The 15,716-nt window shown below is 38.0% G+C and carries 13 protein-coding genes and 2 riboswitches; of the genes, 8 read left to right on the top strand and 5 right to left on the bottom strand.

Annotated features, from left to right (window positions below):
• Nucleotides 1-3 precede the first annotated feature (3 nt).
• The 4 genes from cobK to AC1DCY_RS03140 are packed head-to-tail and all read right to left on the bottom strand — an operon-like array spanning nt 4 to nt 3,755.
• Complete coding sequence (cobK, locus tag AC1DCY_RS03125) at nt 4-765, bottom strand: precorrin-6A reductase (RefSeq protein WP_477347364.1); 762 nt, start codon at nt 763-765, stop codon at nt 4-6.
• Nucleotides 762-1,694: a sirohydrochlorin chelatase gene (locus tag AC1DCY_RS03130; protein WP_477347366.1), complete on the bottom strand. Its 933-nt coding sequence runs from the start codon at nt 1,692-1,694 to the stop codon at nt 762-764. Before AC1DCY_RS03130 ends, cobK begins: the two co-directional genes overlap by 4 nt.
• A gap of 14 nt (nt 1,695-1,708) precedes the next feature.
• Entirely contained in the window at nt 1,709-3,379 is a 1,671-nt protein-coding gene (gene cobJ / locus AC1DCY_RS03135; RefSeq protein ID WP_477347368.1) for a precorrin-3B C(17)-methyltransferase, read from the bottom strand.
• 4 nt (nt 3,380-3,383) lie between these two features.
• Entirely contained in the window at nt 3,384-3,755 is a 372-nt protein-coding gene (locus AC1DCY_RS03140) for a (2Fe-2S) ferredoxin domain-containing protein (protein ID WP_387081853.1), read from the bottom strand.
• 139 nt (nt 3,756-3,894) lie between these two features.
• Nucleotides 3,895-4,076, bottom strand: a riboswitch (cobalamin riboswitch).
• A 374-nt stretch (nt 4,077-4,450) separates the two neighbouring features.
• Nucleotides 4,451-4,635, top strand: a riboswitch (cobalamin riboswitch).
• A 159-nt stretch (nt 4,636-4,794) separates the two neighbouring features.
• On the opposite strand from AC1DCY_RS03140, the gene AC1DCY_RS03145 reads away from it, so the two are divergent.
• From AC1DCY_RS03145 to AC1DCY_RS03165, 5 genes are all read left to right on the top strand, one after another.
• Nucleotides 4,795-5,541 carry an energy-coupling factor ABC transporter permease gene (locus AC1DCY_RS03145; RefSeq protein WP_477347370.1) on the top strand — a complete coding sequence of 249 codons (747 nt, stop codon included), beginning with the start codon at nt 4,795-4,797 and terminating at the stop codon, nt 5,539-5,541.
• A gap of 1 nt (nt 5,542) precedes the next feature.
• On the top strand, nt 5,543-5,815 hold the full coding sequence (locus AC1DCY_RS03150; protein WP_049664351.1) for an energy-coupling factor ABC transporter substrate-binding protein: 273 nt from the start codon (nt 5,543-5,545) through the stop codon (nt 5,813-5,815).
• Between the two features lie 3 nt (nt 5,816-5,818).
• Nucleotides 5,819-6,589, top strand: coding sequence for a cobalt ECF transporter T component CbiQ (gene cbiQ, locus AC1DCY_RS03155; RefSeq protein ID WP_477347373.1), 771 nt, complete (start codon nt 5,819-5,821; stop codon nt 6,587-6,589).
• Nucleotides 6,589-7,425, top strand: coding sequence for an energy-coupling factor ABC transporter ATP-binding protein (locus AC1DCY_RS03160; protein ID WP_477347375.1), 837 nt, complete (start codon nt 6,589-6,591; stop codon nt 7,423-7,425). The genes cbiQ and AC1DCY_RS03160 overlap by 1 nt, the downstream gene beginning before the upstream one ends.
• A gap of 247 nt (nt 7,426-7,672) precedes the next feature.
• A complete protein-coding gene (locus AC1DCY_RS03165; RefSeq protein WP_477347376.1) occupies nt 7,673-11,161 on the top strand; it encodes a S8 family peptidase in 3,489 nt (1,162 codons plus the stop codon).
• A 439-nt stretch (nt 11,162-11,600) separates the two neighbouring features.
• On the opposite strand, the gene AC1DCY_RS03170 is transcribed toward AC1DCY_RS03165, so the two are convergent.
• Complete coding sequence (locus AC1DCY_RS03170; protein WP_477347378.1) at nt 11,601-12,704, bottom strand: glycosyltransferase family 4 protein; 1,104 nt, start codon at nt 12,702-12,704, stop codon at nt 11,601-11,603.
• 299 nt (nt 12,705-13,003) lie between these two features.
• On the opposite strand from AC1DCY_RS03170, the gene AC1DCY_RS03175 reads away from it, so the two are divergent.
• The 3 genes from AC1DCY_RS03175 to AC1DCY_RS03185 are packed head-to-tail and all read left to right on the top strand — an operon-like array spanning nt 13,004 to nt 15,522.
• A complete protein-coding gene (locus tag AC1DCY_RS03175) occupies nt 13,004-13,603 on the top strand; it encodes a glycosyltransferase family 2 protein (RefSeq protein ID WP_477347380.1) in 600 nt (199 codons plus the stop codon).
• A 39-nt stretch (nt 13,604-13,642) separates the two neighbouring features.
• Nucleotides 13,643-14,671: a polysaccharide biosynthesis protein gene (locus AC1DCY_RS03180; protein ID WP_477347382.1), complete on the top strand. Its 1,029-nt coding sequence runs from the start codon at nt 13,643-13,645 to the stop codon at nt 14,669-14,671.
• Complete coding sequence (locus AC1DCY_RS03185; RefSeq protein ID WP_477347384.1) at nt 14,668-15,522, top strand: SDR family oxidoreductase; 855 nt, start codon at nt 14,668-14,670, stop codon at nt 15,520-15,522. Before AC1DCY_RS03180 ends, AC1DCY_RS03185 begins: the two co-directional genes overlap by 4 nt.
• Nucleotides 15,523-15,716 lie beyond the last annotated feature (194 nt).

Genomic DNA, 15,716 nt, shown 5'->3' on the forward strand with positions numbered 1-15,716 from the left:
CTCCTAAAGTGTGTTTTGTACAGCTTGTAATACATCTTCAAATGTAGAATATTGCTGTCCGTATTTTATATTTGGTCTTGCAATTAAAATCGTTTCAATGCCACATGCAAGGGCAGCGTCTAACTTTTCATCCACCGAGCCAACCTTGCCGCTTTCTTTCGTAATCATCAATGTCACATCATATTGACGAAACAGTGCTTCGTTTAATTCCTTAGAAAAAGGGCCCTGTATGGCAACAATATCTCTTTGTGCCACACCAAGTGCTTCACATTTTTCCATATTATCGAGTCGAGGAAGCATACGTGCAATCACCCGCGTATTTTCTAAGCCATGTAATACCTTTGTAAAGGTAGCCAGCGTTTTACTGCCCGTAGTTAACATAATGACACCACGTTTTTCAGCTGCTAAATGGGCAGCCTCTTCATAATCCTTCACAACCGTAATTAGTGGATGGGCATAATGCTCATGAGCACGTTCATAGCGAATATACGGAACATTGGCTTGCTCTGCTGCCGCCATGGCATTTTTTGAAGCTTCTTCGGCAAATGGATGAGAGGCATCTACAACTAAACGGTACCCTCGCTCAGTGATAATCGTCGCCATCTCCTCTGCCGTTAAACGACCGATTAAATGAGGTAGACCGACTTCTGCAAGGCTTGAAGCGGCTGAATCAGTAACGACCGTAGCCGTCACAGCATAACCTGCTGACTGTAGTTCAAGTGCTAGATTCCTAGCATCGCTCGTCCCTGCTAACATGAAAATCATTTTACCGGCTCCTCTTCATGGTGGTGATGATGGTCATGGTCGTGATCATGGTCGTGGTCGTGATCATGGTCGTGGTGGTCATGTCCATGGTCGTGGTCATGATGGTGATGATGATGCGCAGGTCCATGCACTGCCGCATAAGCACGATAATTTTCTAAATCTTGCATACCTGTCGATGTACCATTCACAGCTTGCTCAATACGCTCTAATAACACATTTTGCAAACGCTCATGATAGCCAAAATAGTTGGCAATTTGAAGATCACAGTCAGCATATTTTTCGTTAAATTGCTTGCACATGTCGTTCATACGCTCCATTAGGATACCTGTAAATAAAAAGTACGGTAGCATAATGATTTTTTTGGCACCAAGCTTCACACAGCGCTCTATTCCTTCTTCTACACGTGGATCTGTGACACCCATAAATGCGCTTTCCACATACTGAACAGGGAGCTTTTCCCATAACAAACGTGTGATTTTATAAAAATCACCATTTGCAGATGGATCACTACCGCCTCGTGCAATTAATAAAACGGCTGTATCTTTATGTTCTTCTTCAGCACTAAAACCAATTTCTGCTAAACGGTCTTCTAAAATAGCAAATATCTCTTCATGGACACCGATTGTTTGACCGTATGTGAACGTTATATCTGGATAATGCTCACGCGCATGTTCGATTTCTGCTGGAATATGTAGTTTGGAATGTCCAGCATGAAGAAGAATAATCGGAATAACATGTACCTCTGTAGCACCCTTCTTCACACAGTTCGTAATACCTTCTTCAATGTTTGGCGAAGCGAACTCTAAAAAACATGTTTCTACTAAAAAGCTATCATCAATACGAGGTGTCATTTGCTCGATAAACGTGCGTACCTCGTCATTCCCTGCTGCTAAACGGCTCCCGTGGCCGACAAATAAAATTGCTTTCATCTCATTACCCCTCACTAGTCGCCGCATGGTGCGGGCTCAACTTTTATTTTTGAAGACATATCCTGATACGTAAAATGTAGAATCTTTTTCACACGCTTGAAGTATTTAAACAAACGTTCATTTGGATGCGCATTGGCTTTATATTCTTCGATAATGTCTGTGATAAGTGGTATTAGCTGATCAGGCTCTAACCCCTCAACAACTGGCTGGGCCGCATGTGCTGTACGACCAACCGGCTTGGCACCAATAAAAACATCAAATTTACTTTTACGATAAACAATGCCAATATCATCAAATACCGCTCGATAACACGCCATACCACAGCCGTTAAAGCCAATATTTAATGTTTTCGGTAACGACATACCACCAAGCTTTTCTTGAATCTCTTCAGCATATGGAATCGAATCAAACTTTTCTCCATAACAGAAGTCACAAGCCTTTAACGATAATACGTCACCAAGTGGTGCTAGTAAAAAGCCAACTTCCCGAAGTTTTGCGGTAATCGTTTCAGGCTCAGACGTTGGAATTTTCAAATGAATTTGATGGTCTGGTGTATACTCCATCGTTCCTTCTTCGCCAACTACCTCAGCTAACGTCATCATTTGTTGAGGACTAAAGAACTTATTGGCAACCCCAGGACTAACCGCTAATTCAAAAATAGATTCGATTTTTTGTTGAATACGCTTAGGCGTTACTTTCACCGCGCTTGTTCCCTTCACCATAGTAAGAGCAGCTGTCGCCATTTCAAGTGATGATTTTTTAGGCTTTGGTTGTGGTGTTATGGCTAAACTGGGCTTAATACGATTGGCATTAGGATCGGTCGCAAAATCATTTCGTGCCGCTCCTGTTTCTTGATTCATCGCCCATGGTTCATTTTCTTCCTTAAGTCGTTGATGTGGTCGTAACGGCTGTTTTTCCTCACCAAGTGTATATTTACGCTGATACCCACGTGGCGTAATCATTTTATTGTCGTAGAAGAATGTTGTTGAATTCCCGATAATAACCGTTGTTAACATGCCGATATCATGTTCAAGCATTTCTGCTAAAGTAGTCATCGTAATTTCCTGACGGTCACGATACGCGCTTTTCACAAGTCCAACCGGCGTATCTGGAGAACGATATTCCAATAAAATTCGTTGTGCCTCTACAATTTGTCTCGTACGACGTCCACTTTTCGGGTTATAAAGAGCAATAACAAAATCCGCCATTGCTGCCGCTTCCACTCGTTTTGCAATTAAATTCCAAGGTGTTAGGTGATCGCTTAAACTAATGGTACAGGCGTCATGCATAATGGGAGCACCTAGTAAACTTGCACATGAATTAATAGCTGAAATACCTGGAACAATTTCTACCTCGATACCAGTTGCTTCTGTCCAACCTAGCTCGATTAATACTTCATACACTAATCCAGCCATTCCATAAACCCCGGCATCTCCACTGGAAATGACCGATACGATACTTCCAGCCTCTGCTTGACGCACCGCTTCTTGTGCACGTGAAACTTCCTCTGTCATACCAGTACTAATAATCGACTTTGCACTAACTAAATCCTGAATCAGTTCAACATAAGTTTTATAGCCTATAATCATATGACTTTGTTGTAGTGCCTCCACAGCACGAGTCGTAATATGTTTAAAGTCTCCAGGGCCAAAGCCAACTACGAAAATCTTACCTTTTTGAGCCATTTTGTTACCCCTCTTTCACCTTTTCAATGCCTTTAATGGCTGTTGTTTGCGCTGTACGCTGCAACGAACCTTCACGCAATGTAAAAACATGCTCATTATGTAACGCTTCATGATTTAAATCTTGTACGAGTGCTCTCGCATGCTCCATCGTCGGCACACGGTACCAATTCCCCTGAGGATAAGCAATGACAACACAAGCATCCTTACACCTGCCATTACAGCGGGTCCTTGTCGTATGTATTTCCTTATCAAGCGCTAGCAACTGTATTTCATCACGGATTGCCTGCGTAATGTCCTCAGCATCTTTTTTCATACAGCTACTACCATTGCAAATAAAAAGATGTGTTTTCATCCCCTCTAAATTCCAAGTTGTCATAGTTGTTCTCCCCTCATTTGCTTTTAGGAAAAAGAAAAACCTTTACTCTAGTCGAAGAGTAAAGGTTTAGTAGAAGCCAAATAAAAACGAATATATACGGGTACTCGCTCTCGCTTCAACTTCTCCCTCCGAAAAGTTTGCATGCATCATCACATAAGCAGGTTTCCTGACTTAAGCTTCCTTTTACTTTCGCGCCTTCCTAGTTTTCACTAGTGGCATCTGCGATTTCATCAGCTATTACAGTAGCGGGGGCTGTATCGGACTTTCACCGATTTCCCTATTATCTTGAAAATATTCAAGCACTTATGGATATGTTTTATATGAATTTTTTTATATCAATTATGCCTCGGCATAATTCCGTGACATCCGCCGGAGGCTTAAAGTTCTTTCAGCGGATGTTTGGATACCCGCTGAAAAGTAGCTTAAATTCGCATTCATCTCACCATCTATAGAGGTAGGAGACATTTGCTGAAAGAATTTAAATGTAATAGAAAACTGTTTCTATCATAGCTTATTTTTTTAAAATTTCAACATTTCTTTCTAAAATTGTGACATTATTATTAATTTTTTTTGAGAAATGCGACATTTATTTTAGATTTATCCGAATTTTCGACATAGAGACTCAATTAAAAATTTTTTCATAAAAAGTATAGCATATATATGGAAAATCATGTTACACTTTGTCGTGAAATCTCACAACTTCATCTTTTTTCGGTGCGAATTGTTCATCATTTCGCTTAAAAGGGAAGCCGGTTCAAGTCCGGCGCGGTCCCGCCACTGTACTAGGGAGTTTTATAGATAATGTCACTGTCCAAAGGATGGGAAGGCCTATAAAACGTTGAACTAAAGCCAGGAGACCTGCCGAAAAATATGTGATCGTTTCAACCTACGAGGATGGGTGTGCGGCTTAGCAGATTAGAATTTTATTTGCTTTTTTAGCTATGCACTTTTCCAAAACGGAAAAGTGCTTTTTATTTTCATTCAGAAATTGTTTAGTTCGCATACTAATTCGAAATATTTTAATGAGGAGGAGAGATTTTTGAAATTTTCAGGTTGGAAGCTTAGTTATTTCTTATTGGCATTTTTATTCGTGCCAAACCGTGCATTTGCGATGCATATTATGGAGGGCTTTTTGCCAATTGAATGGGCGATTTTTTGGTGGGTCATATCGATTCCTTTTATTATTTTAGGATTACGTTCAATTCGTAAAACCATTGATGAAAATCCGGAAACAAAAATGATATTAGGGCTATCGGGTGCCTTTGCCTTTGTACTATCAGCCTTAAAAATCCCTTCTGTAACGGGGAGTTGCTCGCATCCAACTGGGGTTGGGCTTGGAACAGTTCTTTTCGGACCATTAGCGATGAGTGTTATCGGGACAATCGTATTATTATTCCAATCTTTACTTTTAGCACATGGTGGGCTTACAACATTAGGGGCAAACACCTTTTCCATGGCAATTATGGGCCCTATTATCGCTTACTATGTTTTTAAGGGCTCACAAAAAATAGGACTATCATTTTCCATCGCTGTCTTTTTAGCAGCAATGCTTGGTGACTTAGGAACCTATATTGTCACTTCTGTGCAATTAGCCCTTGCCTTCCCTTCTGAGGTCGGAGGCTTTATGGCTTCATTCACAAAGTTTGCAGGTATTTTTGCGTTGACGCAAATTCCTCTTGCTGTTAGTGAAGGAATTTTAACAGTGATCGTTATGAACTTCCTGAAAAAATACAATGTCAGTGAATTAAAAGCTTTACGTGTGTTCTCAGCAAAGGAGGCTCACTAAAATGAAAAAAAACTTACTGCTCTTAGCCATTGTTGTGTTACTAGCAATCGTCCCCCTGTTTATTCAAAAAGGTGCAGAATTCGGAGGGGCTGATGGCGAAGCGGAAGCAGCAATTAGTGAAATTGATGCTAGCTACGAGCCATGGTTTGAAAGCTTATGGGAGCCGCCAAGTGGTGAAATTGAAAGCTTATTATTCGCACTACAAGCTGCTATCGGAGCTGGATTTATCGGCTATTTCATCGGCTTAATGCGCGGCAAACATAAAGAGGGTTAAGCGATGTTACTCATTGATAAGTATGCTTATTTGAATAAATTAGCGTCTGTTCATCCGCTAGAAAAAATGACGTTATCCCTTGGACTGCTTATATTGTCGCTTATCATGAGAGATGAACGAATTTCACTCATTACATTTATTGTGATGAGTGCTTTTATCATTTTAGGCGCAAAAATTCCTACAAGATATTATGCAAAATTACTATTGCTACCTGGATTTTTTTTACTATCAAGTTTTGTATCCATTTTAATATCTATCGCGCCGGCAACTAACAAGCTTCCATCAAACATTTGGTCATTTTCTCTTCATAATTGGACTATTTTTGTCGGCAGTGCAAGCCTAGTAACAGCTCAGCAGCTTTTTTTCATTGTCCTTGGAAGCATTAGCTGTTTGTATTTTTTAATTCTCACAACATCAGTCCAATCCATTTGCTACGTTCTACGACAATGGCGACTTCCAACTCTATTTGTAGAGCTAGTAGAACTAACGTATCGTTTTATTTTTATCTTTTTAGAAAGTATGCAAAAAATTCATCTTGCCCAACAGGCCCGCCTTGGGTACAGCTCCCCTATGCAGTGGCTTCGCTCGGTATCAATGCTGATTACAGCTTTATTTGCCGAAATGTTCCAACGAAGTCGTGAACTAAACAATGCAATGGAAGCACGCGGTGGCGAAACTGTCTATTGGCAGGAGGATATTACCTATAACGTGAAAAATTGGCTAGGTATTACTACTATTTTTATACTCCTTATCATTTACGGAGGTTTTTTCTAATGACAGACTTATACTTTGATTTAACACATTTATCCTACGCTTATGCAGATGGAACTCATGCCTTAACGGATATTACACTTCAGATTCCAAAGGGAAAGAAAATTGCTTTACTTGGTCATAATGGGGCTGGTAAATCAACGTTATTTCAGCATTTAAATGGTATTTTGAAGCCTACTGCTGGAAGTATATCCTTTTGTGGCAAAGAACTTAACTATAGTAGAAAAGCATTAAAAGAATTGCGTCAACAGGTTGGCATTGTTTTTCAGGATGCAGACAACCAGCTTTTTTCTGGCACAGTTAAGCAAGATATTGCATTTGGGCCTCTGAATCTTGGCTGGACAACTGAAAAAATTGAAGAGAAAATTGCGTGGGCTGTCGCTCAAACCGAAGTCGAAGCATTGCTAGATAAACCGATCCATTTTTTAAGTGTTGGACAGAAAAAACGTGTCGCCATGGCAGGAGTACTTGCAATGGAACCTTCCGTTTTATTATTAGATGAACCGACTGCTGGACTAGATAATTATTATAGTGCACAAGTTTTACAATATTTAGCTACGTTAGAAAACGGTGAACGAACAATTTTACTGGCAACCCATGATATCTCATTAGCCTATGAATGGGCAGATCAAATCATCGTGATGGAAGCTGGAAGAATTATTTATTATGGGGATCCAGTTGCAATGTTCTTTCAAGAGGATTTGCTTGAAAGAGCCCATCTTGAACGCCCATGGGTCTTTGAAATGGCCATTGCCTTACAAAATAAAAAACTATTTGAGAATAACATCAAAATACCTCGTTCGAAGGAAGATTTACACAGACTTATAGAGCAGCTTTAAGTTAATTTGTCCATAGTTGGTACTTTTCAATTGTGGCTGAATCCATCCTCCTACGCCAGCGTAGGAATGGAGCCGTCGCCTGTATTAAATCTCTCTTCTACATATTTTTATCATGGGTAAAATATTATGGAAAAATATAGATTGGTACTTTTGGAAAAATATATCCTCATTTACGAAACTTTTCTATTACTCATTCGTAATAGTAGAGATGGCCCAAATATTTAATACACCCAAGGAGGGAAAACAGTTGAAGAACTGGAAAAAGAAATCAATCGCTCTAGTAGCATCTGCTACACTAATGGTTCCTGCTGCTTCTGCCTTTGCTGAAGCACCGGCAAAGAACCAAGAGTTAGTGAAAGTAGCTAGCAATAAGGATCAATCATCTAAGAATCAAAAAGAATGGATTAGTAAGGATACTATTATTATCAAGCATTCAGGTCTTGATAACAATGTGCACAAGAAAATCGGCTCAAAAGTGATTCGCTCTATTCCTTCATTAGGTTACGATGTTATCCAACTTAACAAAGGAACAAATTTAGAAAAAGCAGTTTCATATTATGCTAAGCAAAAAGGGGTTAAAAGTGTATCCCCAAGCTATGTGTATCATTCCTTTGGCACAAAAACAGATCCAAAGAAACAGGATATGTATCATTTAAACCTACTTCAAATTGATAAAGCTCTAAAGTTAGCAGGTAACAATGATGTAAAAGTGGCAGTTATCGATTCTGGTGTAGACTTTAAACATCCAGATTTAAAATCTCAAGTGCTACCTCCATATAATGCTGCAGCACCTGCCAATACTTCTTATCCTGGTGATCATGGAACACATGTAGCAGGAATTATTGGCGCTACAAAAGATAATGGAATTGGGGGTCACGGGATTAATCCAAATGCCAAGCTTCTTCCAATTGATGTATTCAACGGAAAAGATGGTGCTAATGATTTCGTCATTGCACAAGGCATCCTTTATGCAATCGAGCAAGGCGCTGATGTTATCAATATGAGCCTTGGTGGCTACGGCGAATCTCCATTAATGCAGGAAGCCGTTCAGAAAGCAATTGATAAAGGAGTTACCATTGTAGCAGCCGCTGGAAATGAATCGACAGACAATTACTCCTTCCCTGCTTCTTACGAAGGCGTGATTAGTGTAGGCTCTACGAATGATAGAAACAAGCTATCAAGCTATTCAAACTATGGTCCATCGGTTGATCTAGTAGCTCCAGGTGAAGAAGTTTACAGTACGGTTCATGATGAGAAAAAAGGATCATCCTTTGTAAAATTTAGTGGAACATCGATGGCATCTCCTGTTGTTGCAGGTGTGGCTTCTCTATTAAAATCAAAATACCCAGATTTAAAGCCATATGAAATAGAAGCTATTCTCGAAATGACCGCAAAGGATTTAGGTGATGAAGGCTATGACCTTACATATGGACATGGACTTGTAGATCCTGTAAGTGCATTACAGTTTAATATAAAAGATTTACCAAAACAGTATTCAGAAACAAAAGAAGAGCGCTTGAAAAACGCAAAAACCCTTAAAAAGGATACATTAAATACAGAAAAAGGCACATTCAACCAACCAGACGAAAAGAAATGGTACAAGGTTAATTTAGATGCAAATGAATATGCCCAGCTGACATTAAACGGTGCAAACAAATATGATTATGCATTTGATTTGTACTTCTACCCTGAAGGTAACAGCAAAGAAGTAGAACCAATTAACGTCAATGATGTTCGCGTTGGCAAGCAAGAAGGATACCTATATAAAGCAGAGCAAAAGGGAACCCTTCTTATTGGAGTTAAAGATCATAATGGCAACTATAGCTCAAAGGGCGATTCTAACTATGTCTTCACAGCTCAAACAACTAATAAATTACCAATTGATTCATTAGATATGGAGCATATGGAGAAGATTGAAAAATTCCCATTCAGTACAGAAGGGAAAAACTATACCCTACTTTCAGAAGATCATCTAGGTGACAAAGACTATTTTACATTTTCAGTAAATGAACCAACAACACTGAAATTTGATTTAACTGGAATTCCAGGTGTTACTGCATCCATGGAGCTTTATTTAAAAGAAGACTTAGCTAATGTACCAACAGAGGAAGTCGATGCTGAAGGTTTAGATGAAGCATATCCAATCCGAGCATCTTATGGTACAGATAAAGGCGATGGAGTAAACTTGGTAGTCGATGCTACGCCAGGTGAAGAGTATGTAATAAGTGTATCTAATAATAACAGTAACAATTTTTCACTTGAAATGTTCTATAACGGCGGTATTAATACTGAAGAAACTGTTAGTGAATCAATCATTCCTTACACATTAAAAAGTGAAGTCGTAACCCTTCCACAAGATGAAGACGGCCTTACATTTAATGGGGAGATGCAAGAAAACAACATACAAAAAGATCCTTTATCTTTAGCTGAATATAAAACAAAAAAACGTAATCAAGTAAATGATTTTATGAATATATTCATGGATCCAAATGCTATGGGACAACCGGAAAACGCTGACCAAATTATGGACCAAGCGATTCGTTTTGATATTGGTCAAGATCAAAAAGCATACTTCCAAACTGAAGACGATGAAGATTACTTCACATTTACAGCTAAAGAAAATGCCGTTTATGGTTTCAATATTCAAAAAGGGTTGAACCAATCACCAGCTGGTAATATATTCGAATACGATGAGAAAACAAATGAATTAATCCCAGTTTCTTCATTAACTAATGATATGGGGATACTTAGCCTACTTCTTGGATCAAAAATTGATGAAAACGAAGCTAAGACAATTGCATTGCAAAAGGATAAAACCTATGTTGTACAAGTAATGAATCTTGGTGAGCGTTCTGCTGAACCGTATACACTTAAAACAAGTAAAATGGCAGCTATTCCAGCAGAGTATAATAGAAAAAATAATACACCAAAAACTGCTAAAACGATTGGACCTAATATCACTTACAAAGATCATCTAATCTATCAAGATGATACAGATTTTTACTATTTTAGACAACAAGGCAAAGATGAAGTCATGAGCCTTCTTATTTCTTCTGTACCATATACAAAAGAACAGCTAGAGCAATTACCAAAAGAACTTCTAAATGACTTGAAGTTTTCAGGCTCCATTATAGAAGATACAAATGGTAATAAGAAAATTGATCCAGCAGAATTGGCAACAGAGATTCCATTTGGACAGAGTGAAGACCTCCTTCAACTACTACTAGGTCTTGGAGGAACAACAGATGTAAATACTTCTTTTAAAGCCAAAAAGGATCACGCGTATTTTATTGTTCTTAACGGAAACAATGTTGGACAAGTATCAATCCAACCGTATACTTTAACTTTGTTTGATCATAAAAAAGCAGATGAAGATGCAGATTCCAAATTAGTTAACGGTATACCGACAAAACCAACTGCGCTTACGAAAAAAGATGGTAAATGGATAGCTTCTCAATATCTAAATGCAGGTGTTCCATTTGGCGATAAGGACTATTTTGAATTTAAAAACGACAGCAAACGCGATGTGTTCTTCTCTCTTAAAACAGAAAAAGCACTAGATGGCGTCATCCGTATTATTGATGCAAAAGGAAAAACAGTAGAAACTTTAGATTTTTACGGAGCTGGAGATGCTGAAGTAGGTACAGTCGAACTGGATAAAGGAACTTACTATATTGAAGTAAGTGAATATTACGGCAAAGCTAGTACTCAACCATATACACTTGAAATAAAGTAAGACTTTAATCAGTGGGGATTTTTCATCCMCACTGATTATTAGTCTTCACCAATCTGGCGTTTACGGGCAGTTCATCTCAATGCCTTTGCATAGTTTTGAGGTGCTAGTCGCTTCTCTTTCTGTACAGATAAATTACTGCCCGTTAATGCGGGATAAAACAACTGAAAAAACGAACTTAGTAGAAGAATAGAATATTTTCGGTAGAAGGTAGTGTAAAAGGATTATCCCCTAGATGATGAAAAATCTAGGGGATTTTTTTATACATTGGTTTTTGGGTTTATTTCCCGAACCATCACGAAGGCGCTTAATACTTTTAACCTTGTTCCCCTATCGGCTCTTTCAAGGAGTCGCCCTGTCTTCACTCTAATTACGTTATATAATTGCATATGGTCAAAATCATGAATCTATTTTTCATTAAAGATTACTCCTCTTATTCGATCTAATTTAAACTTGGCTTTTCCTCTAAATATTGAGCCACTTTTTGCACAATATGTTTCCAATTTAATTCCGCTCTTGCGAATGCTTGTAGATGTTCGCATGTATCAACCAATAAAACTTCCTGTTTCGTTACTTGTTGCAATGTCCGTCCTACACTTTGCCAATCATGTGTCGGATGAATTGTTCCATAGCGTTGATTATGGGTAATATCCGCAGCCCCATCTACATCAGTCGTTACGATATAACAACCATTTTTTGCGGCCTCAGCAAAAACATGAGCATAGCATTCTACTAATGAGGTAAGGCAGAAAATTTTAGCCTTTCTATACTCTTCCTCCAGTTGCACCTTATCATAAATCGGTCCTAAAATAGTGACCTGCGCTGCGAATGGGCTTCCATCAAGTACGTTCAACAGCTCCTGTCTAAACGCCTCTGACATTGGACCTACTAACCGAAACTCCCAATCTGTCAGTTGTGCTGCTAAAAATGCTTTGACCGCTAAAAGAATTTGTTTTTCAGGAGCATCTAAACGACCAACCGTTAATATTCTATTTTCTTTCTCGTTAAATAAAACAGGCTCTGTTTGAAACAGCTCATAAAAGCCATTAGGAATACGTTTAATATCTAAATTCGAAAATTCATGAATAGAGTTTTGAATGGATTCACATTCAGAGGACAGCACATCACAAAGCTGGAGTAACTCCGTAAAATAAGGATAGGTTTTCAATCGATTTAACCAAAACCGATTAACATCTAGTTTCATATAAATTTTTCCGTTCGGATTATATTTTTTATAGGTTTTTAATATCGACAAATACGATGGATACGGCCCTATTGCAAATGCAATATCGATGTCCTTCGCATGCTCTATTAAATAGGTATTCATATTAGCAACATAGCCATCCCCAAACGGAATAGGTTGAAAAGTGACAGAAGGAAAGGTTTGTTTTAATAAGACTTCATTCATTTCCGTCGTTAAAATACTAACATCATAGCCTAAGTATTCACCTAACAAAATAGGAACTAGGCACAAATCTTTAAAAATATGTGCGTCGGAGAGCTTATATGATTCCACGCTACATATGAAGGCTATCTTTTTGGACATAACATCCCCCTTTTATCTAACGACTGTATTTTCCTTAAATTATGATTTCTCGTTTAATAACGTGAAAAGATTAGTATAAATACCATGTATACACTAGTAAAATCACCTTATTTTTAAAGTGCTTTCTCTCTTTTAAATATCTAACGAGGGTAAACAATTGCCTACAGAACAACTCTTGCAATGCATATTGTAATAAAGAATCCTTTATGTCAATCAAAGCTAACAGCATTAGACTTTATAAAACTTCTGCTTACGCCTATTAAACATTTCTACTCACAATAAAAGAATCGAGGTTTTACATGAAAATTAGCTTTTTATCACCTGCCTATAATAGTGAAGAATGGATATTGACCATGTTGGAAAGTATCCCAATAGAATATGCCTATGAAATTATCGTCTGCGATGATGGCTCAACCGACAATACTTTAGCCCTATTAAAGGACTATCAAAAAAACTGTCCAGCCTTAAAAATAATTACCCATCCAACTAATTTGGGTGCTAGTGTAGCCTATAATCGATGTATCACTGAAGCTACTGGTGATTATATAGCTATCGTTGATAGTGATGATCACTATTTACCAGCTATTCGAAACGTCTTAGCCCAAGTAGATGGTCAGTTTGATATTTACTACTACAACATGCTAACAAAGGCAGGCTATGCATTTTTTAAAGATGAATCTAATCGCTACACATTACCTGGACAATTTAAAATTATTCGAAGAAGTTTTATAGGTGATGCAACCTTTACCATAAGAAAAGATATTGCTGGAGATTGGGATTTTAACTGTGCCTTAATGGATAAAAACCCGACGAGCAAATATACAAATGAGTTGGCATATTGGTATAACTTCCCGAGAGAGAATTCTGAATACGATTTGCATCGAAGAGGATTAAAATGAATCATTACCCTATACATGTGGGAGGTGTGAAACAATAAAATGTTTAAAGATAAAGTTCTTCTCATAACAGGAGGCACCGGCTCTTTTGGTAATGCGGTATTAAAAAGATTTTTAAATACCGACATTAAGGAAATACGCATTTTTTCAAGAGATGAAAAAAAACAAGATGATATGCGTAAACTCTATCAACATCCGAAAATTAAATTTTTCATTGGCGATGTACGTGACATCCAAAGCATTTACAATGCAATGTATGAAGTCGATTTTGTTTTTCATGCCGCCGCTCTTAAGCAAGTCCCCTCTTGTGAATTTTTCCCGCTAGAAGCAGTTAAGACGAACATCCTTGGCACTGATAATGTTTTAACCGTCGCTATTCAAACAGGTGTTAAAAAAATTATTTGCCTCTCCACTGATAAAGCTGCTTATCCAGTTAATGCAATGGGAATTTCAAAGGCTATGATGGAAAAAACGTTTATTGCTAAGTCAAGAATGGTTCATCCAGATCAAACATTGATTTGTGGTACACGATACGGAAATGTAATGGCTTCACGAGGCTCTGTTATCCCTTTATTTATCGAACAAATTAAAGCTTGTAAGCCTTTAACTATTACAGATCCAAAAATGACACGCTTTATGATGAGTCTTGATGAGGCAGTAGAATTAGTTTTATACGCCTTCTCACATGCTGATAACGGAGACATTATGGTACAAAAATCACCAGCTGCTTATATTGAGGATTTAGCACTGGCTTTACTAGAAATTTTTCAAGCTCAAAATAATATACAAATTATCGGAACACGGCACGGTGAAAAGATTTACGAAGTGTTATTAACAAAGGAAGAAGCTGCAAAGGCCATTGATATGGGGAATTTTTATAGAATCCCTGCAGATAATCGGGATTTAAATTATGGAAAATATCTTGATGAGGGCTCTCCTAAAATTACGTTAACCGATGAATATAACTCTACTAATACGAAAATACTGTCCGTCGCTGAAATAAAAGAAAAATTATTAAAGCTCCCTCTTGTTCAAGAAGAATTACATAATTGGATGGGAGGAAAACCTTGAAATTTTTAGTTCTCGGCGCTACTGGAATGGCTGGCCACATGATTTCGCTCTATCTATGCTCTCAAGGGCATGATGTAACAACCTATTCACGAACAGTCTTTTCATACGGAAAAAATATTACAGGAGATATTACTGATTCAAATTTTTTAAGGTCACTATTGCTAGATCCCGACTATGATGTTGTCGTCAATTGTATCGGTGTATTAAATGATGCCTGTGAAACCAACCGTGAGAAAAGCATATATCTCAATAGTTATTTGCCTCATGCCATTGTATCTTTATTAAAAAACAGGAAAACTAAGCTTATTCATTTGAGTACGGATTGTGTATTTTCAGGAAAAGCCGCTCCCTATCATGAAAAAAGCCTTCACGACGGGGTAACCTTTTATGACCGGACGAAGGGCTTAGGCGAAATTGAAAGCACTCAACATCTGACGTTTCGTAACTCTATTATCGGCCCTGATATGAAAGAGGATGGCATAGGCCTCTTCCATTGGTTTATGAAGCAACAGGATACTATTGACGGCTATACTGGCGCAATATGGACCGGAGTTACTACCCTAACATTAGCAAAAGCAATTGAACGTGCAGCAATTGAAGGGACAACAGGCCTCTATCACCTCGTCAACAATAGCAGTATTTCAAAGTTTGATCTGCTGCAACTATTCAATAAACACTTCAAGGATAATAAAATAACCATCCGCCCATATCAGCTTGTAAACATTGATAAAACACTAGTCAACACACGAAAAGATTTTTCATTTACTATACCAAGCTATGAGGAAATGATCCTTGAGATGAAGAAATGGATATGGCAGCATAAAGAATTATATCCTCATTATTTTCAATGAGTTTGGAGGTTCAGTATGCTAAAGAGAAAGTACGGAGACCGTGCAGAATGGCCACGAGTTATAGAAAGAAAGTATAGTCAGTCATACCTTGATACCAGTGAATTTAAGGGTTTTATAACATTATTACTTTAAGGCTGAAAAAGATGGTATTACTCTCCTCAATTACGGATGGAAATCGCGATTAGTGTAGCAAA

It is taken from the genome of Lysinibacillus sp. 10T31, from assembly GCF_056394365.1.